At 54.1% G+C, this 22,230-nt stretch carries 21 protein-coding genes; 6 read left to right on the top strand and 15 right to left on the bottom strand.

Features of this window, described 5'->3' with window-relative positions:
• The first annotated feature begins 1 nt into the window (after nt 1).
• Nucleotides 2-334 carry a ChiQ/YbfN family lipoprotein gene (locus tag AC6I4B_RS16200; protein ID WP_497766537.1) on the top strand — a complete coding sequence of 111 codons (333 nt, stop codon included), beginning with the start codon at nt 2-4 and terminating at the stop codon, nt 332-334.
• Nucleotides 335-525: 191 nt separating this feature from the next.
• Here AC6I4B_RS16200 and fur read toward each other — a convergent pair whose 3' ends face one another.
• The 4 genes from fur to ybfF all read right to left on the bottom strand — a co-directional run bounded on the left by fur (nt 526) and on the right by ybfF (nt 3,164).
• Nucleotides 526-978: a ferric iron uptake transcriptional regulator gene (gene fur / locus AC6I4B_RS16195; RefSeq protein ID WP_497766535.1), complete on the bottom strand. Its 453-nt coding sequence runs from the start codon at nt 976-978 to the stop codon at nt 526-528.
• 317 nt (nt 979-1,295) lie between these two features.
• Nucleotides 1,296-1,826, bottom strand: coding sequence for a flavodoxin FldA (fldA, locus tag AC6I4B_RS16190; RefSeq protein ID WP_497766533.1), 531 nt, complete (start codon nt 1,824-1,826; stop codon nt 1,296-1,298).
• A 150-nt stretch (nt 1,827-1,976) separates the two neighbouring features.
• Nucleotides 1,977-2,270 carry a LexA regulated protein gene (gene ybfE, locus AC6I4B_RS16185; protein WP_497766531.1) on the bottom strand — a complete coding sequence of 98 codons (294 nt, stop codon included), beginning with the start codon at nt 2,268-2,270 and terminating at the stop codon, nt 1,977-1,979.
• 129 nt (nt 2,271-2,399) lie between these two features.
• Nucleotides 2,400-3,164 (bottom strand): esterase, encoded by a 765-nt coding sequence (ybfF, locus tag AC6I4B_RS16180; RefSeq protein ID WP_497766529.1) that lies wholly within the window; start codon nt 3,162-3,164, stop codon nt 2,400-2,402.
• Nucleotides 3,165-3,347: 183 nt separating this feature from the next.
• Between ybfF and seqA the strand changes: the two genes are divergently transcribed.
• Nucleotides 3,348-3,911 carry a replication initiation negative regulator SeqA gene (gene seqA, locus AC6I4B_RS16175; protein WP_497766527.1) on the top strand — a complete coding sequence of 188 codons (564 nt, stop codon included), beginning with the start codon at nt 3,348-3,350 and terminating at the stop codon, nt 3,909-3,911.
• Nucleotides 3,912-3,934: 23 nt separating this feature from the next.
• The gene (gene pgm, locus AC6I4B_RS16170; RefSeq protein ID WP_497766525.1) at nt 3,935-5,575 is read left to right on the top strand and encodes a phosphoglucomutase (alpha-D-glucose-1,6-bisphosphate-dependent); all 1,641 of its coding nucleotides are present in this window, start codon (nt 3,935-3,937) and stop codon (nt 5,573-5,575) included.
• Between the two features lie 79 nt (nt 5,576-5,654).
• Here the strand turns inward: pgm and AC6I4B_RS16165 are convergent, their stop codons facing one another.
• The 10 genes from AC6I4B_RS16165 to kdpF all read right to left on the bottom strand — a co-directional run bounded on the left by AC6I4B_RS16165 (nt 5,655) and on the right by kdpF (nt 18,119).
• Complete coding sequence (locus AC6I4B_RS16165; RefSeq protein ID WP_497766523.1) at nt 5,655-6,131, bottom strand: pyridoxamine 5'-phosphate oxidase family protein; 477 nt, start codon at nt 6,129-6,131, stop codon at nt 5,655-5,657.
• Between the two features lie 68 nt (nt 6,132-6,199).
• Nucleotides 6,200-7,513 carry a putrescine-ornithine antiporter gene (potE, locus tag AC6I4B_RS16160; protein WP_497766521.1) on the bottom strand — a complete coding sequence of 438 codons (1,314 nt, stop codon included), beginning with the start codon at nt 7,511-7,513 and terminating at the stop codon, nt 6,200-6,202.
• Nucleotides 7,510-9,705 (bottom strand): ornithine decarboxylase SpeF, encoded by a 2,196-nt coding sequence (gene speF / locus AC6I4B_RS16155; protein WP_497766519.1) that lies wholly within the window; start codon nt 9,703-9,705, stop codon nt 7,510-7,512. Before speF ends, potE begins: the two co-directional genes overlap by 4 nt.
• Before the next feature lie 244 nt (nt 9,706-9,949).
• Nucleotides 9,950-10,054 (bottom strand): leader peptide SpeFL, encoded by a 105-nt coding sequence (gene speFL, locus AC6I4B_RS16150; RefSeq protein WP_006819052.1) that lies wholly within the window; start codon nt 10,052-10,054, stop codon nt 9,950-9,952.
• A gap of 277 nt (nt 10,055-10,331) precedes the next feature.
• Complete coding sequence (kdpE, locus tag AC6I4B_RS16145) at nt 10,332-11,009, bottom strand: two-component system response regulator KdpE (protein WP_497766517.1); 678 nt, start codon at nt 11,007-11,009, stop codon at nt 10,332-10,334.
• Nucleotides 11,006-13,693, bottom strand: a complete 2,688-nt coding sequence (kdpD, locus tag AC6I4B_RS16140) for a two-component system sensor histidine kinase KdpD (protein WP_497766515.1) — start codon at nt 13,691-13,693, stop codon at nt 11,006-11,008. The genes kdpE and kdpD overlap by 4 nt, the downstream gene beginning before the upstream one ends.
• A 2-nt stretch (nt 13,694-13,695) precedes the next feature.
• Nucleotides 13,696-14,271, bottom strand: a complete 576-nt coding sequence (gene kdpC, locus AC6I4B_RS16135; protein ID WP_497766513.1) for a potassium-transporting ATPase subunit KdpC — start codon at nt 14,269-14,271, stop codon at nt 13,696-13,698.
• Nucleotides 14,272-14,281: 10 nt separating this feature from the next.
• On the bottom strand, nt 14,282-16,330 hold the full coding sequence (kdpB, locus tag AC6I4B_RS16130) for a potassium-transporting ATPase subunit KdpB (RefSeq protein WP_497766511.1): 2,049 nt from the start codon (nt 16,328-16,330) through the stop codon (nt 14,282-14,284).
• Between the two features lie 20 nt (nt 16,331-16,350).
• A complete protein-coding gene (gene kdpA / locus AC6I4B_RS16125; RefSeq protein WP_497766509.1) occupies nt 16,351-18,030 on the bottom strand; it encodes a potassium-transporting ATPase subunit KdpA in 1,680 nt (559 codons plus the stop codon).
• Nucleotides 18,030-18,119, bottom strand: a complete 90-nt coding sequence (kdpF, locus tag AC6I4B_RS16120) for a K(+)-transporting ATPase subunit F (protein ID WP_349594468.1) — start codon at nt 18,117-18,119, stop codon at nt 18,030-18,032. The genes kdpA and kdpF overlap by 1 nt, the downstream gene beginning before the upstream one ends.
• Before the next feature lie 306 nt (nt 18,120-18,425).
• Between kdpF and AC6I4B_RS16115 the strand changes: the two genes are divergently transcribed.
• From AC6I4B_RS16115 to phrB, 3 genes are all read left to right on the top strand, one after another.
• Nucleotides 18,426-18,632 (top strand): YbfA family protein, encoded by a 207-nt coding sequence (locus AC6I4B_RS16115; protein ID WP_497766506.1) that lies wholly within the window; start codon nt 18,426-18,428, stop codon nt 18,630-18,632.
• A gap of 273 nt (nt 18,633-18,905) precedes the next feature.
• Nucleotides 18,906-19,079: a hypothetical protein gene (locus AC6I4B_RS16110; RefSeq protein WP_497766505.1), complete on the top strand. Its 174-nt coding sequence runs from the start codon at nt 18,906-18,908 to the stop codon at nt 19,077-19,079.
• Between the two features lie 46 nt (nt 19,080-19,125).
• Complete coding sequence (gene phrB / locus AC6I4B_RS16105; RefSeq protein ID WP_497766503.1) at nt 19,126-20,550, top strand: deoxyribodipyrimidine photo-lyase; 1,425 nt, start codon at nt 19,126-19,128, stop codon at nt 20,548-20,550.
• A gap of 23 nt (nt 20,551-20,573) precedes the next feature.
• Here phrB and dtpD read toward each other — a convergent pair whose 3' ends face one another.
• Nucleotides 20,574-22,055 (bottom strand): dipeptide permease DtpD, encoded by a 1,482-nt coding sequence (gene dtpD, locus AC6I4B_RS16100; protein ID WP_497766501.1) that lies wholly within the window; start codon nt 22,053-22,055, stop codon nt 20,574-20,576.
• Nucleotides 22,056-22,230: the final 175 nt, after the last annotated feature.

The following is a 22,230-nucleotide window of genomic DNA, read 5'->3' as shown; positions in this document are numbered from 1 at the left end:
TATGAAAAAACTGATTATTGTTGCCTTAATGGCTGCCGGGCTTGCCGCCTGCGCGCAGTCACCAGCCCCGAAAGAAGACAGCAAGCTGAGAGATGCCTACAGCGCTTGTATCAATACCGCCCAGGGTAACCCGGACAAAATTGAAGCCTGCCAGAGCGTGTTAAACGTGCTGCGTCAGGAAAAAGCGCACGAGCAGTTCGCAAGCCAGGAAAGTGTGCGCGTACTGGATTACCAACAGTGCATTCAGGCCAGAAAAACCGGTAACGACGAAGCGGTTGCTAAGCGTTGCGATAAAATCTGGCAGGAAATTCGCAGTAATAACCCAGTTAAATAAACCTCTTTTCTTCTTCAAGGCCGGAGCCGCGAGAGTGACTCCGGCTTTTTTATGGCTTCACGTTATCGAGGCATTTTACCGCGCCTGGTCGGGCAACAAAGTCAGGACGTGCCAGTGGCAGGGAAGGGGCACGATAACAGGAAATAAAAAAGCCAGCACACAATGGCTGGCTTTTAACGGAAGACGAGAGATTATTTCTCGGTACTTTCGTGGGCATTTTCATCTTCACGGCAATCGCCTTCTGCGCAGTGACCGTAAAGATAAAGACTGTGGTTGGTTAAGCGAATGCCGTGCTTCGCCGAGATTTCACGCTGGCGAGCTTCGATGGAATCATCGCTGAACTCGATAACTTTGCCGCAGTCGAGGCAGATCAGGTGATCATGGTGGTGCTGTTGAGTCAGTTCGAAAACAGATTTGCCACCTTCGAAATTGTGGCGCGTTACGATACCGGCGTCATCAAACTGGTTAAGAACACGGTAAACCGTGGCTAAACCAATCTCTTCACCCATGTCGATCAGGCGTTTGTATAAGTCTTCCGCGCTGACATGGTGATTATCCGGTTCCTGAAGGACTTCCAGAATTTTCAACCGTGGAAGTGTGACTTTCAGGCCAGCCTTCTTTAGTGCGGTGTTATTGTCAGTCATGCGGAATCTGTCCTGTTGCTAAACGATTAACTTCCATCAGCGAAAGTATCACAGAGAATGCACCCGGTTTAATGCGTCTCATTATAGAATGACCCTATCAAAATGAAAACAGCAAGATTCGGGTAAACGAAGCTTTCAAAAACGAGGCTTCACCGACAAATTAAGCGATGAACCTGCGCGCAGAACCTATATCGGATAAGTTCTAAACCAGAGGACATTGTACAGGTAAGTGTTAAAAAGTTAAAAAATTGTATCTATTATTTTGATTGCTTTTACCTATTAATGAGGTGTGATTTAATAATCACACCTCATTATCATCAGGCGTTTTTGATTTCGTCGAGGTGCAGCTCTTCTGCAACCTGCTTAACCCATTTTTCAACGCGCTCAGCGGTCAGTTCTGGCTGACGGTCTTCATCAATCGCCAGACCGACGAAGTGGTCGTCATCGGCCAGGCCTTTAGACGCTTCGAAGTGGTAGCCCGCCGTTGGCCAGTGACCAACGATAGCCGCGCCGCGTGGTTCGATAATATCGCGAATAGTCCCCAGCGCGTCGCAGAAGTATTCTGCGTAATCTTCCTGGTCGCCACAGCCGAACAGCGCAACCAGTTTGCCATTGAAATCAATCTCTTCCAGCGTTGGGAAGAAGTCATCCCAGTCACACTGTGCTTCGCCGTAGTACCAGGTCGGGATGCCCAGCAGCAGGATATCGTATGCAGCCAGGTCTTCTTTGCTGCTCTTGGCAATGTCGTGGACGTCAGCGACATCTTTACCAAGCTGTTTTTGAATCATTTTTGCGATATTTTCGGTATTACCGGTGTCGCTACCAAAGAAGATGCCAACGATTGCCATGAGTAAAATAACCTCTTGAAACTTAATGATATGGTGGTGGCTTATTGCCCACAGATAAGGGCAATAATAGCAGAACAGAGAAGCGTGCGGAAACAGCTATTGTGCCGTACTGCACACTCTGCAACATGAAAGTGTGTTTTGGGGGATTTTTTAGACTTTCCCCTGTCCGTGCAGCAGGGCCAGTTGGCTCATCAGAATTTCTTCGATAAGTTCACTACGGCTCATGTCACGGGCAGTCGCCAGCTCGTTGAGCGCATCAACGGCATCGTTGTTCAGCTTCAGCTCTACGCGCTTCAGGCCGCGCACTTTGTCGCGTTTCAACTGATTGCGCTTATTAATGCGAAGCTGTTCATCGCGCGAAAGCGGATTGGTTTTGGGTCTTCCCGGCCGACGCTCATTTGCGAACAAATCTAATGTCGTACGGTCCGTTTGTTCTTTTGCCATGGTTCTGAGTGACTTCGGGGAAACAAGCTACCGGGCAATGCCCAGCGCAGACAGCGCGCAATCATACATCAGTGGAACCCGCGCGCCAACGACCACGGTCATTCTGGTGCGCGGTCGATGCATTTTTAATCACTCTGCGAGGTGGCGACGGATAGCGCGCAGCACCGCATCCGGTTTTTCGGCGTGGACCCAGTGGCCCGCACCGGCAATCACGTGCGCTTTCGCCTGCGGGAATTGCGCCAGCAGGTCAGCACGATAGGCTTCAGTGACATATGGCGAATTGCCGCCGGGAATAAACAGCGCTGGGTGATCCCAGGCCGGGATAGTCTGCCAGCCGACGATATGCGGGTATTGCTCCCACAGCACCGGCACATTGAAACGCCAGGCTCCGTCAACAAACGACTTCAGCAGAAATTGAATTACCCCTTCTTCGGCCAGATGCTCGCGCATCACGGCGGCGGCCTGATGGCGGGTCACCACCTCGGCCTGGGTAACCGCATTTATCGCGGCGAAAATCTCATCGTGGCGGCGAACGTGATAATCCACCGGGGCGATATCAATTGCCACCAGGTGGTCGATACGTTCTGGCGCTAGCGCCGTCAGCGCCATGACCGCTTTGCCCCCCATCGAGTGACCAATGACCGTGGCTTTCTCAATATGATGGGCGTCGAGAGTGTCGAGAAGATCCTGTGCCATCGCGGGGTAGTTCATTTCATCGGAACGTGGCGACAGCCCGTGGTTGCGCATATCAACCTGAAGGATATCGTGGTCGGCAACCAGGTCTCGCGCCAGGATCCCGAGGTTGTCCAGACTGCCGAACAGACCGTGGACAAGAAGGATGGGGGAATTATTGTGCAGGTTTTGTGCAGATTGCGCTCGGACATTCAATTTCATAGCAAAGTTCTTTTTTTCGCGTTGTCGGGTTAGGGTATCATGTTGGACATTCTAACGCTCAGGGGCAAGAGAGGAACTCATCCGAATTTTGCTGTCTTCCTGGTTTGGCGCTACCCGCTGTTGGGTTTTGACTTTATAATCCCAGCAAATTGTATTCAGAAAAAATTATCGCACCGGATTAAGATGAAAACGATCGAAGTTGATGACGAGCTCTATCGCTATATTGCGGCCCACACTCTGCACATCGGTGAGAGCGCGTCCGACATTTTACGGCGTATGCTGAAATTCTCCGCCACCGCACAGCCGGCAGTGGCTGCTGCGCCGGTCGTCAAAGCAGAACCCGCTCCCGCGCCAGCTGCTACCCCCGTTGCTGAGGTTAAATCGGTAAAAACCACGAAAGACAAAGTCCGTGCCATGCGCGAACTGCTGCTCTCCGATGAATACGCAGAGCAAAAAAGAGCGGTGAACCGTTTTATGCTGGTGTTGACCACGCTGTACTCTCTGGATAACAACGCATTCGCAGAAGCTACCGAATCCCTCCATGGGCGTACCCGCGTCTATTTTGCCGCTGATGAGCAGACGCTGCTGAAAAACGGTAACCAGACAAAACCAAAACAGGTACCGGATACGCCATACTGGGTTATTACGAACACCAATACGGGTCGTAAATGCAGCATGGTTGAACACATCATGCAGTCAATGCAATTCCCGGCGGAATTGATTGAAAAGGTTTGCGGCACCATCTAACCCTTGCATAAAAGGACAAGGCAATGGCAATCCATACCCGTGCGGGGCAACCCGCACAGCAGAGTGATTTGATAAACGTCGCTCAACTGACCTCGCAGTATTATGTGCTGCAACCGGAAGTAGGCAACGCGGAACATGCGGTGAAGTTCGGGACATCCGGTCACCGTGGCAGCGCTGGTCGTCATAGCTTTAACGAACAGCACATTTTAGCGATTGCTCAGGCGATTGCTGAAGAGCGCGCGAAAAATGGCATTACCGGCCCATGTTACGTCGGGAAAGATACCCATGCGCTCTCTGAACCCGCGTTTATCTCCGTTCTTGAAGTATTAGCCGCAAACGGTGTGGATGTCATTGTGCAGGAAAACAATGGCTTCACGCCGACGCCGGCGATTTCCAACGCTATCCTGGTGCACAACAAAAAAGGCGGCGCGCTGGCTGATGGGATTGTGATTACCCCATCCCATAACCCGCCGGAAGATGGCGGTATCAAATACAACCCGCCAAATGGTGGCCCGGCAGATACCAACGTTACCAAAGTGGTAGAAGACCGCGCAAACGCGCTGCTGGCGGCGGGTCTGCAAGGCGTTAAACGCCTTTCCCTGGCTGAAGCACTGGCTTCCGGTCATGTGAAAGAACACGATTTAGTCCAGCCGTTTATCGAAGGGCTGGCGGATATCGTCGATATGGCGGCTATCCAGAAAGCAGGGCTGACGCTGGGCGTTGATCCGCTGGGCGGTTCCGGTATCGAATACTGGAAACGCATCGCAACGCATTACAACCTGAACCTGACCATCGTTAACGATCACGTTGACCAGACTTTCCGCTTTATGCACCTTGATAAAGATGGCGCAATCCGTATGGACTGCTCCTCTGAGTGCGCGATGGCGGGTCTGCTGGCGCTGCGTGATAAGTTTGACCTGGCCTTTGCGAACGACCCGGATTACGACCGTCACGGTATCGTCACTCCGGCAGGGCTGATGAACCCGAACCACTATCTGGCGGTGGCTATCAACTACCTGTTCCAGCATCGTCCGCAGTGGGGCAAAGAGGTTGCCGTGGGTAAAACGCTGGTCTCTTCAGCAATGATTGACCGCGTGGTTAACGATCTGGGCCGCAAGCTGGTAGAAGTGCCGGTGGGCTTTAAATGGTTCGTTGACGGTCTGTTTGACGGCAGCTTCGGTTTCGGCGGCGAAGAGAGCGCGGGGGCATCTTTCCTGCGTTTCGACGGCACGCCGTGGTCAACGGATAAAGACGGTATCATCATGTGCCTGTTGGCGGCAGAAATTACGGCCGTGACCGGTAAGAACCCGCAAGAGCACTACAACGAACTGGCTGCGCGCTTTGGTGCGCCAAGCTACAACCGTTTGCAGGCTAGCGCTACTTCCGCACAGAAAGCGGCATTGTCGAAGCTGTCTCCTGAAATGGTCAGTGCTAGCACGCTGGCAGGTGATCCGATCACCGCACGTCTGACGGCGGCTCCGGGTAACGGCGCATCGATTGGCGGCCTGAAAGTGATGACCGACAACGGCTGGTTTGCAGCGCGTCCGTCCGGCACGGAAGACGCCTACAAAATCTACTGTGAAAGTTTCCTCGGTGCTGAACATCGTCAGCAGATTGAGAAAGAAGCCGTAGAGATTGTCAGCGAAGTGCTGAAAAATGCCTGAGTTGATACGGTAAGCCTGATAAGCAAAGCGCCATCAGGCAATACCAACCCATAAAAAAGGAGCCTTTCGGCTCCTTTTTTTACATCGCCCGATTTTGACGGCAGGTTAGCGTTTTACAGTCGATACGCACGACGCAAACCGCCTTCATCATCTCTTCGCTATAGCTAAATATTTTTCCTGGTACAGCCTGGCGCATAATCACGTCCAGCCCGTGCTGCATGGCTTCACGCTCCTGCAAAATAGAGGCTTGCCCACTGGCGATAATACTGCTGTAAGCGTAGCTATAGTCGCAGGCATCGTCTGCCGGAAGCAGGCGATGGTCGCCGTCTATCTCAACGCTAATCGCTGGATTCTTTCGCAGCAAGCGCATCTTTTTGCCGGTGCGCGCGCCGTGGAAATAGAGCGTCCAATGCCCATCCTGATACTCATAGCCAAAATTCACCGGCACGATGTACGGGCTAACCTCGTCATTAAGTGCAATGCGGCAAACCTGGTGGGTATTCATAATCGCGAGGATCGCGTCTGGGTCCGTCACGACCCGCTCTGGATTGCTCATGATGGTTATCTTAAGAAGGGGAGAATAAAAATCGGGTTGCCGTTGCCAGCAACCCGCAAAGGTAGGTATTAACTGTGTTTATTTTTCAGTTCGAAGCGTGGAGATACCAGGCCATACAGTGTCCAACCGAGGAAGGTCACGATGGAACCGTACAACATCGCTTCTTCACCGGAGGAGTACAGCGCATAGAAGCTGTACATCGCACCAATAAAGGCCACCACATTGGTCGGTGTCGCTTTATTCCCTGGTACATTCGCCATTTTCTGAATAATAACCAGCGCTGCCATCGACAGGATGTATGGGATAATGTTGGTCACCACCGCCAGGTTAACCAGCACGTTGAACTGGCTGTTCAGCGACGGGCTAATCGTCATTAATGACAGGCCGGTTTGAATGACAACAATCACCAACATACCCTGCACCGGAGCGTCAGCCTTGCTCACGCGGGAGAAAATTTTCGGGAAGTAACCTTCATCCGCCGAAGATTTAAACACCTGAGCAATGGTGAACTGCCAACCGAGCAGTGAACCGCAGCAAGACATCACCATCAGCGCCATGATGACTTTACCGACTGTCGGCGTGAACATATGCGCAAAGGCAAGACCGAACGGCGCGGTAGAGTTTGCCAGATCCATGTTTGGCACAATCCCGGCAATCACGTTGGTGGAGACGATATAAATCACCGCCGCCCCCAGCGTCCCGCCGAGTACGGCGATTGGCACGTTACGTTCTGGATTTTCTACCACATCGGCGTTAGCACAGGCAGATTCCAGACCGAGGAATGCCCACAACGTCATGGCGATAGAAGAACCTACCGCAGTAAAGAACGGTGCATTATGCGGGTTCCAGGACTCTGCGTACATGGTTGGGCTGAACCAGAACCAGCCGATAACGCACAGGCCAACGACCGGAATAATAACCCCCCACACCGTGATGCTACTGATTTGCCCGGTAATGCGCGCACCACCGAAGTTAGCGACCGTACAAATCCACAGCACACAGATGGTTGCGATACCGATCTGCACCGGGCTAAGGGCAGCACCGAATAATTCGGTGCCGTAGCCGACGGCGGAAATAGCGATAGCGACGTTAGCAATCAGCAGAGAAACCCCGTAGGTATAGTTGGCCATAAAGTTGCCAGACTTACCAAAGGCATACTCGGCGTAGCCGCCCATGCCGCCGGATTTCTTGCTGAACATCCCGCATTTCGCAAAGGCCCAGGCCAGCGCCATCGAACCGACGGCGGTGACCAACCAGGATATGATGGAAATGGTGCCGACTTCAGCCAACTTGGTAGGCAGCATGATGATGCCGGAGCCCATCATGTTCACTATCGTCAAGATGGTGAGCTGAACAACACCCATTTTATTGGTTTTGCTCATAATTTCTCCCCTTTCAGCAGCGCAGGTTGCGGCTGCTGAGAGTTAATCACATAGCACCACACCTCTTTGCGACCATTATTTTCCTGGATGTAAACCCCTTGCAGCTCTGGCGCAAAGCCCGGCAGCAGGTTGATACCTTCTTCCAGCGCGGTGAAGTAACGCAGTACGGAGTCGCCCCAGATTTCCCCAGGAACAACACACAGAACTCCTGGAGGATATGGCAGAGCACCTTCGGCGGCGATACGACCCTCAGTCTGTGACAGCGGAACCAGTTCAACTTCGCCGCGCAGATAGGCGTAGTTAGCTTCCTGTGGGTTCATGCTGACGCGTGGGAAGTGCGCTTTACGGAACATCTCTTTCTGCAACTGTTTCACGTTATGACGTGCGTACAGGTCATGCATTTCCTGGCATAGTTGACGCAGGGTATAACCGGCATAACGATCCTGATGCTGGCTGTACAGTGAAGGCAGAACGTCTTGCAGAGGTGCATCGGCTTCCAGCAGGGTTTCGAAACGCGCCAGCAGGGCAACCAGTTGTTGCAGTTTGGCCATATCTTCGGCTGGGGTCAGCAGGAACAGAATAGAGTTCAGGTCGCATTTTTCTGGGACAACGCCGTGCTCACGCAGGAAGTTCGCCAGAATGGTTGCCGGAACACCAAAGGTGTCGTACTCCCCGTTACCGTCAATCCCTGGGGTGGTCAGCAGCAGTTTGCATGGGTCAACAAAGTATTGATGCTCTGCATAACCTTCAAAGCCGTGCCAGCGTTCGCCTGGAACGAAGTGGAAGAAGCGCAGGTCATTGGCGATTTGCTCGGTTGGCCAGGACTGCCAAGGTTTACCGTCGATCTGTTCTGGTACGAACGGACGAATGTGGTGACAGTTTTCAAGAATCAGCTTACGGGCTTCGATACCGTTAGAAACGCAGTCCATCCACATGTTACGACCCGCCTGGCCTTCATGCATTTTGGCGTTGATATCCAGAGCGGCAAACAGCGGATAGAACGGGCTGGTGGAGGCGTGCATCATAAAGGCATTGTTGAGGCGTTTATGTGGAACATAACGCTGCTGGCCTTTGATATGGCTATCTTTTTTGTGAATCTGCGAAGTCTGAGAGAAACCTGCTTGCTGTTTATGCACTGACTGAGTCACCAGAATACCTGGGTCATTTTCGTTCAGTTCAAGCAGCAGCGGCGAGCAGTCAGCCATCATCGGAATAAACTGTTCGTAGCCAACCCACGCGGAGTCGAACAGGATGTAATCGCACAGGTGACCAATTTTATCCACCACCTGACGAGCGTTATAAATTGTACCGTCGTAAGTCCCTAACTGAATGACCGCCAAACGGAATGGACGAGTATTATGTGCGCGGTTTGGCGCAACTTCCGCCACCAGTTCACGCAGATAGCTCTCTTCGAAACAGTGAGCATCGATACCACCGATGAAGCCGTACGGGTTACGTGCGGTTTCCAGATAAACCGGCGTTGCCCCTGCCTGCAACAGCGCACCGTGGTGGTTAGATTTGTGGTTGTTACGGTCGAACAGTACCAGATCCCCTGGGGTTAACAGCGCGTTAAGCACCACTTTGTTGGAAGAGGATGTCCCGTTCAGTACGAAGTAGGTTTTATCGGCGTTAAATACTTTGGCTGCGTGCTGCTGGGCAATGCAGGGAGCGCCTTCGTGAATCAGCAGGTCGCCCATCGCGACGTCGGCGTTACACAGGTCGGAACGGAAAAGCGTCTCGCCAAAGTATTCAACAAATTGGTTACCCGCAGGATGGCGGCGGAAGAACTCACCGCCCTGATGCCCTGGGCAGTCAAACGCGCTGTTGCCTTGAGCAACATAGTCAACTAACGCACTGAAGAACGGTGGACGCAGTTGCACTTCATAGCGGTGTGCGGCGGTTTCTAACTGACGACCATAAAAATCATTACGGGTTTCGTCGTGTTCAAATACCCCCTGAATACGTGAAAGATATTCAGAAGGAACGGTTTGATCTTTATTAATAGCAATAAACACTGGCAGGTTATAACCCGTCGCATCTATTTCATCGAGTTTCCCACATTCTACATCCTCGATGGATAATACGGCGGCAGCAACATCAATAAAGCGGGTGTCGCTGGTATTAATAGTATTACGTTGCGTAGTAAAACAGTCCGGGCAAGTGCTACTTACGGCAATTTTTAATTCAGACATTTTTTCATCTCTTTAATTTTTGATAATAGTAGTCCCTCAATTTCTCAATGGAGAAATTGATAATGCCGGAAAAAAAGCAATAGGATCCCGCTGACAATAAAATCAGGAAATTACTTTTTTCAGGATGTCGCAAACCCAACCAGTCCGGTGGCCGGTCGCAATGGGTTTGTCAGGGTGAGCGCTGGCAGCAGGCAAAAGCCTGTTTTAGCAAGAGATAGCTGCGGGGCGCCCGAAGTCGGGAGACTTATCGGGCGTTAAAGAAGTGAAAGTCGAAACTATTACGATGGGCAAACATCATAATATGAGTTGTCCGTCGAATATGGGGCATCATTCGGTTATTGTTTTCCATTTCGTATACCTCAGAGAAATATTCTAAAGCGAAGTCATTTTATCCCCGGATAGATGGAAAACTGTGAGGGGGATCAATAACTGGAGATTATTTATAAAATAATCAGTTATTGACCGGGGTTATTACAAGATGAAATGCTGAATTGTTTTTGCATTGTAAAATAATTGTTTAAATGTTGGTTTTAAAAGTCACATCTCACATCAATTAGATATTTTATATGCCTTGCGTTGAATCTTATATAAGATAAATAAAAAGAGCAAATAATATGAATAAATATTCAAAGCATAAAACGATAGCCAATACCGGTTTCGGTTAATAAATGCTGCGGGCGCGCGGGGTCTTTTTCTAATTTCTGGCGAAGATGCCCCATATAAATGCGTAAATAGTGACTATGCTCCACCGCATTCGGCCCCCAAACCTGGCTCAGCAGTTGGCGCTGGGTGAGTACCTTACCGGCGTTGTTCAACAAAACTGCCAGCAGACGAAACTCGATGGGGGTGAGATGAACTTCTTCGCCGCCGCGCACGATACGCCGAGCGGCAAGGTCAACGCTGATGTCGGCAAAGGTGATAACCGGCTCATTGGGCTGTGTCCCGGCGTGACGGCGTAGTGCTACGCGCAAACGCGCCTGTAGCTCGCCGATACCAAATGGCTTGCTGAGATAGTCATCGGCTCCGGCGTCCAGCGCCGCAATTTTATCGCTCTCCTCGCTGCGAGCAGACAGCACGATAATCGGCACCTGGCTCCACTGGCGGAAATCGCGAATAAAATCGAGGCCATCGCCATCGGGTAAGCCAAGGTCAAGAATCACCAGATCCGGTTTGCGGGTGGCGGCTTCTAACAAGCCACGCTGTAGCGTAGGGGCATCAAAAACGCGCAACGCTTCGGCTTCCAGCGCGGTGCGCAGAAAACGACGAATCGCCTGTTCATCTTCAATAATCAGAACGCTGGTCACAAATCCTCTTGTCCTTCTTCAAGTTCTGGTGGTTTCTCTAACGGAAGTGTAACACGAAAACAGGCGCCGCCCTGTGGGCGGTTGCTGGCAGAAAGCGTGCCGCCGTGGACATCGACAATGGCCTGGCAAATCGCCAGCCCCAACCCTACGCCGGGAACTGCCGACTCTTTATGCCCACGGGAAAATTTGGCGAAAATATGCTGTTCCTGCCCGTTCGGAATACCCGGTCCGTTATCCCACACCTCAAGACATAACGTATTGTGTTCTGTGCTGGCGCTGATCCCGATAGCGGCCTCATCGCCTGCGTATTTCACTGCGTTTTCCAGCAGGTTTATCAGCACCCGTTCAAACAGCGGGCCATCAAGATGTACCAGCATCAGCGGGTCGGGCAGGGAGAGCGTAATTTGCCGCCCGCTTAAACCCGGCTCTAGCATACGTAGCGCGCTGCCAACCACCTCTTCAAGCGTTAACCACTCTTTATTAAGGTTAAAGCCGCCGGACTGAATGCGCGCCATATCCAGCAGATTGTTGACCAGTCGAGTGGTGTTGAGCACGTGCTGGCGAATCTCGTTAGCCTGCGGCGCATACGGCGATCCGCTGCTGGCTAAATCTAATGTCAGAATTTCCGCCTGTCCAAACAGCACGGTTAGCGGTGTGCGCAAGTCATGGGACAGCGCCGCCAGCAGCGAGTTGCGCAGGCTTTCGCGTTCGCTGATTAACCGCGACTGTTCTTCGCTGGCGGTCAGCGCCAGACGCTCCAGCGCGCTGGCAACCAGCAGGGTGAATGTTTCCAGTAATCGTTGCTGTTCAGGAACCATCAGTTGGCGCAGGTTATTCGGCTCAACCACCACCAGGCCGTGAGTTTTATCGGCACTGCGCAGCGGCAACAGCAGATACGGCACACCCGGTAGCGTATCAGTGCCCGCCCCGGCAGGTTGCCCTTTATCAAAACTCCAGTGGGCGATGGCCTCATCCCACGGCGTCATCCCATCCTGATGCGTCTGCGAGGTCAGCTTGCCGTGCTCATCCGGCAGCAGTACCTGGCTGCGGGCATGGAAAGTTGAGCGAATATATTGTTCGCAGGTCAGGGCGATATCATGAGCGTTACGGCCCACCGCCAGCGCTTTCGACATTTCATACAGGTGGCGAGTGCGTTGTTCGCGATAACGCGCCACTCGCGCCTGATAGCGCACTCCGGCGGTAAGGTTACCAATCACCAGCCCGACGGTGAGCATGACGCCGAAAGTCAGCAGATATTGCACGTCAGACACCGCCAGTGTGCCGCGCGGGGCGACGAACACCAAATCGAAGCTGACTACGTTAATCACCGTCGCCAGCACCGACGGCCAGCGACCATAGCGCAACGCGACCACCACCACACCCAGCAGATAGAGCATCACCAGGTTAGCGGCTTCGAACGCGACCAGCCATTGAGCAGCAATAAAGGTAATCGCGGCGCACAGCCCCAGCGCCACCAGACAACCGCGAATTTGCACCCGCCATTTGTCGATAAAAGGGCGTCTATCGTGAGGCCGTTCCGGCAGCGCTATAGGGGTTTCATCAACGCCGACGACCAGTAAATCCAGCTCTGGCGCATGGCGGGAGAGGCGGTCACCAAAGCGCTCGCCGCGCCACCAGCGGCGCTTTTGCTGGCGGCCAATCACAATTTTGCCGAGGTTGTGTTCGCGGGCATAACGAATGACCGCCGCTTCTTCCGATGGCTCGGAAAGCGTCGCCGTTTCTGCGCCCAGTTCTTGCGCTAAGCGCAGCGCATTTAACACCGCGCGCCGCTGTGGCTCCGGCAGGCGGTGCAACGTAGGGGTTTCGACATACACCGCGTGCCAGGCACTCCCCAACCGTGCCGCCAGACGTGCGGCGGTGCGCACCAGTTTTTCACTGCCGCTATGGTGTCCGATACACAGCAGTATGGCGTCGTGGGTATGCCAGACTTTTTCCTGTCCCTGAGCATCGCGCCAGGCGCGCATCTGGTCATCCACGCGATCGGCCGTGCGACGCAGCGCCAGCTCACGCAGCGCAATCAGATTGCCCTTGCGGAAAAAGTTCTCAATGGCCCGTTCGGCCTGGCCTGCAAGATACACTTTGCCTTCGTTTAAACGCTGGCGTAGATCGTCCGGCGGCAGGTCTACCAGCACCACTTCATCGGCGGCATCAAAAAAAGGATCGGGCACGGTTTCACGCACCTGAATTCCGGTTACGCCGCTGACAATATCGTTGAGGCTTTCAAGGTGCTGGACGTTAACGGTGGTAAAAACGTCAATCCCCGCGTCCAGCAGCTCATCAATATCCTGCCAGCGTTTGGGGTGGCGTGAACCGGGCGCATTGCTGTGCGCCAGTTCATCCATTAATACCAGCGCCGGACGGCGGGCGAGGGCGGCATCAAGGTCGAATTCTTGCACATAGCGCCCCCGGTAGGCGGTGCGTTTTGGCGGTAACACGCTCAAGCCGTGGAGCATGGCCGCTGTCTCTTTGCGGCCGTGGGTTTCCACCACGCCGGCCAGCACGTCTAACCCTTGTGAACGCAGGCGCTGCGCCTCTGCCAGCATCGCCCAGGTTTTGCCTACTCCAGCGCAGGCACCGAAGAAAATCTTCAGCTTGCCACGGTGCGCATCAGCGGTTTGTTCCAACAGGCGATCCGGGTTCGGACGCAGCGGCTCATCGGTCATGGTTAGTTATCCTTGTGGGCATCCAGCGCCATATTCAGCTCAGTAATATTTACCACAGGTTGGCCGAGAAAGCCGAGTAACGGCGTGCGCGTTGCCGCCTGAACCTGTAGCACCAGCCAGTCAGCGGAAAGGTGGCGCGCTTTGGCGATGCGCGGCACTTGCCACAGCGCTGCGGCAGGTGTCAGGTTAGGGTCTAAACCGCTGGCGGAAGCGGTGACCAGTTCGACCGGCACTTCGCGGCTGGCGTCTGGGTTAGCGGCTCGCAGTGCGGCGATGCGGTCGCTAAACTGTTTATCCAGCGCCGGATTGCTGGCGGCCAGATTGCTACCGCCGGAAGCCATCGGGTTATCCGCGACCTCCGCTGTGGCGGAAGGACGGCCCTGGAAGTAACCGGGATCGGTAAAGTTCTGCCCGATCAGCGACGATCCGCGAATTTCGTGGTTTTCAATGAGCAGCGAGCCAGTCGCCTGTCGGTGAAACAGCCATTGCCCCAGCGCGGTCGTCAACAGCGGATAAAGCCCACCGGTAATCAGCGCCAGAAATACAAAAATCACTATTGCAGGACGTAATGCAGACATCGTTTTTACCTCACACCAGGCCGAACAGGGTTAACAGCAGATCGATAACTTTAATGCCGATAAACGGCACGACCAGGCCACCTGCACCGTAAATCCACAGGTTGCGGCGCAGCATGGCTGACGCCGACAGCGGACGATAGCTCACGCCCTTCAGCGCCAGCGGCAGCAGGAACACAATAATCAGCGCATTGAAAATGACCGCGCTCAAAATGGCCGAGTCTGGTGAGTGCAAATGCATAATGTTCAGCACACCCAACTGCGGCCAACTGGCGGCAAAGGCCGCAGGAATAATGGCGAAATACTTCGCGACGTCATTGGCGATACTGAAGGTGGTTAACGAACCACGGGTCATCAGCATCTGTTTACCGATGTGCACCACTTCAATCAGTTTGGTCGGGTTTGAGTCCAAATCCACCATGTTGCCCGCTTCTTTCGCCGCTTGCGTACCGGAGTTCATCGCGACGGCGACGTCGGCCTGCGCCAGCGCCGGGGCGTCGTTAGTGCCGTCACCGGTCATTGCCACCATCCGGCCTTCAGACTGATACTGGCGAATTAGCGCCAGTTTGGCCTCAGGCGTGGCTTCGGCCAGAAAGTCATCAACGCCCGCTTCGGCGGCAATCGCAGCGGCGGTCAAACGGTTGTCGCCAGTGATCATCACCGTTTTGATACCCATTTTACGCAACTGGGCAAAACGCTCTTTAATCCCCCCTTTGACGATATCTTTCAGGGCGATAACACCCAGCACACGCGCACCTTCAGCCACTACCAGCGGAGTCGCGCCGAGGCTCGCCACGCTTTCGACTTTTTGCTCTACGTCGAGTGGGAAGCGTCCACCGTTACTCTCAATGTGGCGACGGATCGCGTCGACAGAACCTTTGCGGATCATCCGGTTGTCGATGTTAATCCCGCTCATTCGGCTTTGGGCGGTAAACGGTACAAAGGTGGCGTGCAGCGCCTGTACATCGCGCTCGCGCAGGTTAAAGCGCTGTTTCGCCAGCACCACGATGCTGCGGCCTTCCGGCGTTTCATCGGCTAAGGATGACAGTTGCGCGGCATCGGCCAGCGTTTTCTCATCCACGCCCTGAGCGGGTAAAAACTGCGATGCCTGGCGGTTACCCAGCGTGATGGTGCCGGTTTTGTCCAGCAACAACACGTCAACGTCACCCGCCGCTTCTACCGCGCGGCCGCTGGTGGCAATGACGTTTGCCCCCAACATGCGGCTCATCCCGGCCACACCAATTGCCGACAGCAGGCCGCCGATAGTGGTTGGAATCAGGCACACCAGCAGGGCAACCAGCACGGTGACGCTAATCGGCGCGCCGCTCCAGGCAGAAAACGGCCAGAGAGTGGCGGTTGCCAGCAGGAACACGATAGTCAGCGCGACCAGCAAAATCGTCAGGGCGATTTCGTTCGGCGTTTTGCGTCTCTGCGCGCCTTCGACCATCGCAATCATCCGGTCGAGGAATGTTTCGCCGGGGTTTACGCTACAGCGCACCACCAGCCAGTCAGAGAGAATGCGAGTGCCGCCGGTGACTGAGGCGAAATCCCCGCCGGACTCACGGATAACCGGTGCGGATTCGCCGGTGATCGCGCTTTCATCAACGGAAGCACCGCCTTCAATCACTTCACCGTCGCAGGGGATGATGTCACCGGCTTCTACCAGCACCACGTCACCTTTGCGCAGCTCATCGGCGGGGACGTGATCCATTTCCGCGCCGTAGCGGGCTTCCCGCAGCTTGCGGGCAAACGCCGTTTTCTTCACGCCTTTCAGGCTGTTGGCCTGCGCTTTGCTGCGGCCTTCCGCCATTGCTTCAGCAAAGTTGGCGAACAGCACGGTAAACCACAGCCACAGGGCAATTGCCCCGCTAAACCCGGCATTGCCGGGCAGATGACCCGTTGCCATCGCGACAGCCAGGCCGCTGGTGAGCAGGCTGCCAATCCAGACGATAAACATCACTGGGTTGCGCCATTGAATCATCGGGCTGAGTTTCTTCACGGCGTCGATCAGCGCCTGGCGAACCAAAGACGGTTCGAACAGCGCCAGTTGTTTGCGACTCATAACCAATAGCTCCGCATCACTCAAAACAGGGAAAGATGTTCCGCAACAGGGCCAATCGCCAGTGCGGGAATAAAGGTCAGGGCGCCAACCAGCAGCACCGTACCAATCAGCAGGCCGATAAACAGCGCATCATGGGTGGCCAGCGTACCGGTTGTGGCGGGCTGAGTTTTTTTCGTGACCAGTGAACCGGCAATAGCCATCACCGGGATGATGACGCCAAAGCGGCCCAGGAACATGCACGCCGCCAGCAGGCAGTTCCAGAATGGGGTATTGGCGCTAAGGCCAGCAAAGGCGCTACCGTTGTTGTTGGCGGCTGACGATACGGCGTACAGCACTTCGCTAAAACCGTGCGAGCCTGGGTTGGCCATCGCGCTGCGCCCGGCGTCGGTCATCATCGCCAGAGCCGTGCCGAGCAGCACCAGCGTCGGTGTTACGAGGATGGCCAGCGCGGTCATTTTCATCTCCGGCACATCAATTTTCTTGCCAAGATATTCTGGTGTGCGGCCTATCATCAGCCCGGCGATAAACACCGCCAGCATGACGAATAACAACATGCCGTACAGGCCGGAGCCGACGCCGCCGAAGACCACTTCGCCAATTTGCATCAGCCACAGCGGGATCATGCCGCCCAACGCAGTAAAGGAGTCATGCATGGCGTTAACCGCACCGCAGGACGCCGCTGTCGTCACTACCGCATACAGGCTGCTGGCGAGAATGCCGAAGCGGCTCTCTTTGCCTTCCATATTGATGCTGCTATCTGCGCCAAACGCCAGCAGGTGCGGATTCCCACGAGTTTCAGCCCACATCACCACCGCAACGCAGACCACAAAAATCAGAGTCATCGCCCACAGAATGGCGCGCCCCTGGCGGTTATCGCCAACCGCTTCACCAAAGGCAAAGCACAGCGCGGCGGGGATGAGGAAAATCGCCAGCATTTGCACGAAGTTGGTCAGCGCCGTCGGGTTTTCGAACGGGTGCGATGAGTTAGCATTAAAGAAGCCACCGCCGTTAGTGCCGAGCATTTTGATGGCTTCCTGCGAGGCAACCGGCCCCATTGGCAGCAACTGGTGTGCCCCTTCAAGAGTGGTAAACGGCTGGTACGGCAGCAGGTTTTGCAGCGTACCTTGCTGGATAAAAAACAGCGCCAGTAATAATGAAATAGGCAGCAGCAGCCACAGCGTAATGCGGGTGATATCCACCCATGCGTTACCGAGCGTAGAAACGCTATGGCGCGCAAAGGCTCGCACTAAGGCAAACAGCACGGCAATACCGGTGGCGGCAGACAGGAAGTTCTGCACCGTCAGCCCCGCCATCTGGCTTAAATAGCTCAACGTGGTTTCGCCACCGTAGGATTGCCAGTTGGTATTGCTGACGAAACTGACGGCGGTATTTAGCGCCAGATCCCAGGACAGCCCTGGATAATTTTGCGGGTTAAGCGGCAGATAGCCTTGCAGCATCAGCAGTGCGAACAGCGCCAGCAAGCCGCACAGGTTAAGCAGCAGAATGGCGATAACATAACGCCCCCAACTCATCTCTTGCCCGGAAATTCCCAACACCCGCCACAGCACCTTTTCAGTGCGGGCGAGGCCCGGCAGCGGCGCGTTGTCGATCATCACCGCCAGCATTTTTCCGAGCGGTCGGGCAACGATAAACAGCACCAGCAGAAAGCTGGCGACGAGTAAAAATCCCTGAGCAGCCATTAGAGCGCCTCCGCCTTTAAAAGGGCATAAACCAGATACGCCAGTAACAGGAATACCAGCACCACGCCGGTTATTACGCCTGTAGTCACAATCCACCTCCAACGGGTTGAGTTATTGCGCTAAGCGTAGGTTTTCAGGTGCAAAGATTTCGCAAAAATCGCGGGTCAGGGTGTAAAAAAAATATAAAAATGGCTAAGACCATAATTTAACTAATGGTTAGTATTAATTTAACAACTGAGTAACTAAATTACGTAATGAGAGTAAACAAAGGCACGACAAGGCCAAAAAAAGTGGTCGGATGAGTAGTAAAATTACACAAAAAGCGGTACTCTTTTAGCCTGATTACTGAATTTCATTTTCCGGCGAGTATTGCCGGCCAACTTAGGGGAGAGAATATGGACCTGTATAAGAAATATCCTGCACACGTTGTGTTAATGCGCCGTGCTTTCGTCGTAGTGGCGGGCATTGCGGCATTGCCGGTCATGCTGTTCTGGAAAGATCGCGCCCGTTTTTATAGCTATCTGCACCGCGTTTGGTCTAAAACCAGCGATAAACCGGTATGGATGGAGCAGGCTGAAGAAGCCGCCTGTGACTTTTATTAATCAAGTCACCGTAAATAAATAACATTAACCGCCCCTTCTCAGGGGCGGTTTTTTTATATCCGGCCTACAAACCCGCGCCAGCGGAAAATGTTGGCGAACAAACCGGTGTAGGCCTGATAAGCGTAGCGCCATCAGGCATTGAGCCGCTGGTTGCCGGATGGCGGCGATGCCTTATCCGGCCTACAAACCTGCGCCAGCGGAAAATGTTGGTGAACAAACCTGTGTAGGCCTGATAAGCGTAGCGCCATCAGGCGTTGTGCCGCTGGTTGCCGGATGGCGGCGTTGCCTTATCCGGCCTACAAACCCGCGCCAGCGGAAAATGTTGGCGAACAAACCGGTGTAGGCCTGATAAGCGTAGCGCCATCAGGCGTTGTGCCGCTGGTTGCCGGATGGCGGCGATGCCTTATCCGGCCTACGAACCTGCGCCATCAGGCATGGGCAAAGTAATAATTGGTGTAATATGAATATATTGTTAAATATATTCAGGAAATTTATGTCCACTCATCTGGTCTGGTTTCGCGCGGATTTACGCCTGCATGATAATCTTGCCCTTGCGGCTGCCTGCCGTGATCCCGATGCGCAGGTACTGGCGCTGTATATCGCAACGCCCCAGCAATGGACGGCGCACGATATGGCTCCGCGCCAGGCGGCCTATATCGCCGCACAGCTTAATGCCCTGCGTTTAGCGCTGGCGGAGAAAAATATCCCCCTTATTTTCCATGAGGTTGCTGACTTTACTGCCAGTATCGAAATGGTGAAAAACGTCTGTCAGCAGTATGGCGTGGCGCAGCTTTTTTATAACTACCAGTATGAGTTTAACGAACGCCAGCGCGATGCGGCGCTAGAGCGGGAGCTGATTGGGACGGTATGTCAGGGGTTTGATGACAGCGTCATTTTGCCGCCAGGCGCCGTGATGACCGGCAACCATGAGATGTACAAAGTCTTTACGCCGTTTAAAAATGCCTGGCTGCGACGTTTGCGGGAGCACATCCCCACCTGTGTCCGTGCGCCAGAGCCTCGGCAATCAGTCCCTCCTGTGGTGCAGAGTGAGGAGATCACCCTGAGCTACCCGCAGCAGCCGTTCGACCGTGACCTGTTTGCCACTGATGAAAAAACAGCGATTCAACAGCTACGTCAGTTTTGCCAGCAGCACGCCAGTGAATACGCCGAACAGCGCGATTTCCCCGCCGTGGAAGGCACTAGCCGCCTGTCGGCCTGCCTGACGGTTGGCGTACTTTCGCCGCGCCAGTGTTTGCATCGACTACTGGCAGAGCAGCCGCAAGCGCTTGACGGTGGTGCGGGTAGCGTGTGGCTAAACGAGCTTATCTGGCGTGAGTTTTATCGTCATCTCCTGACTTATTATCCGCGTTTATGTCAGCACCGCCCGTTTATCGACTGGACCGATCGCGTGCTTTGGCGCGAACAGCCTGGCGAGCTGGAGGCCTGGCAGCAGGGGATAACGGGGTATCCCATTGTGGATGCCGCCATGCGCCAGCTTAATACTACTGGTTGGATGCATAACCGTTTGCGGATGATTGTCGCCAGTTTCCTGGTGAAAGATTTGTTGATCGACTGGCGTGCCGGTGAACGCTATTTCATGTCGCAACTGGTGGATGGTTGTCTGGCGGCGAATAACGGCGGCTGGCAGTGGGCGGCCTCTACCGGAACTGATGCGGCTCCCTACTTTCGCATTTTTAACCCGACGACCCAGGGCGAGCGTTTTGATAAAGAGGGGACGTTTATCCGCCGTTGGTTGCCGGAGCTTTCTACCGTGCCAGATAACGCGATCCACACGCCCTGGACATGGGCGGATAAACACGGCGTCATGCTGGATTATCCGCGACCCATGGTCAACCACAGTGAGGCGAGAGTTACGACGCTTGCCGCCTATGAAGCGGCGAAAAAGAGCGAGGCCTGAAAAATCAGGCCTCGTGGTCGGGGTCAGACATTTGCCGCCAGACGGCGGTTACGCACTTTGACCGAGTGGTAAAGCCAGATAACCAGCACGACGCCGACGCAGGCCAGCGAACCCCAGGTGATTTGGCTGAACACATCAATGTAGGCATTGATGGAGTAATCGGCCGCACCGGCAGAGTCGAAGGACGCCTGCGAGGTTTGGTCTGCGATAATCCCCGCGACATAGTTAGCCACCGCACCGGACAGCAGCATATAAATGCCGGTCAGTACGCCGGTCACGCCAGGAATTTGGATCCGCGTAATCTGCGACATCGCTACCGGGTCGATAAACAGCTCGGCAAACCCCATCACCGACAGCCCCAGCAGCATCAGCGGCATCGAGGAGTGCCCGTACATCGCCGACCAACGGGCGCTTAACGTCAGAATGCAGAAGCCCGCACTCATCAGCCCCAGACCCAGCGCATATTTGCCCCACAGACGCAAGTCGCGATGCGTGGTGATTTGTTCTTTAATCAGCCACGCCAGCACCACGCCGCACAGCATAACGGCAAACGCGTTCACCGACTGGAACATGGCGGTTGGCACTTCATAACCCAGCACGTTGCGGTTAACGAAACGGTCAATATACAGGCTGATTGAACTGCCACCCTGCTGCGCAAAGGCCCAGAACAACAGGCTGAAGAACGTCAGCACCACAATCAGGCGTAAATCTTTACGTTGCTCGGCGGTTTCTGCGCGGCGATAGATCCTCGCCAACACCACCAAACCAATAATCGACGCCACAATCAGGGCATACACTGACCATTCCTGCCAGAACAGCACGGTGATAAACAGAGGAGCGACAACCAGCAGTACCAACAGCCAGCCCCAGTTAGGTAGCAGGAAGTTTTTCGCCATCAGCACTTCTTTTTTCACCCCAGCGGTGTGGGCGAAGTGGCGGCGACCGCTGATGAAAATGACCAGCCCCGCTAACATGCCAACGGCTGCAAGAGTAAAGCCCATCGCCCAACTGTACTGCTCCTGCGCAAAGCCACAGGCGATAGGCGCAATAATGGAGCCAACGTTGCCCGCCGCATACATCAGCGAGAAGCCGCCGTCACGACGCGGATCGGTCGGTTCATACAGCTCGCCTAACAGGCAGCTCACGTTCGACTTAAACAACCCATAGCCGCAGACGATAATCGCCAGCGAGAGATACAAGAACATCGGCGCGATTTCACTCGCGCCCAGCACCATATGGCCGACAACCATTAATAGCGCACCAATCATCACTGCCACGCGGTTGCCGAGAACTTTATCTGCCAGAAAGCCGCCAAGAATCGGCGTGACGTACACCAGCGAACAGTAGGCGCTGAACAGCTCGTAAGCGTGGGTATCGTTGTATTTCAGTTGATTAGTGAGATACAGGATCAGCAGCGCGCGCATCCCATAGAAGCTGAAGTATTCCCAAATTTGCAGGGCGACGACGTAGTAAATCGCCTTGGGCTGTGATGATGTTTTATTCATTGCACATCTAACCTCGAAACCCAACAACAGCACGCTGCGCAAGGTTTTGTTTCAATAATGTAATAATACGATGAAAATCGTATTATCTTTTCAATATGCGATATGGTTGCATAAATATACATTAAACTGGTCACGTAAAAACAGACAATTTGTGTTATTTAAGCACTAAATGCGC

This window comes from Kluyvera fluvialis, from assembly GCF_059725275.1.
Note: the sequence above shows the minus strand (reverse complement) of the source record. Positions and strands in the feature narration are given on the sequence as shown.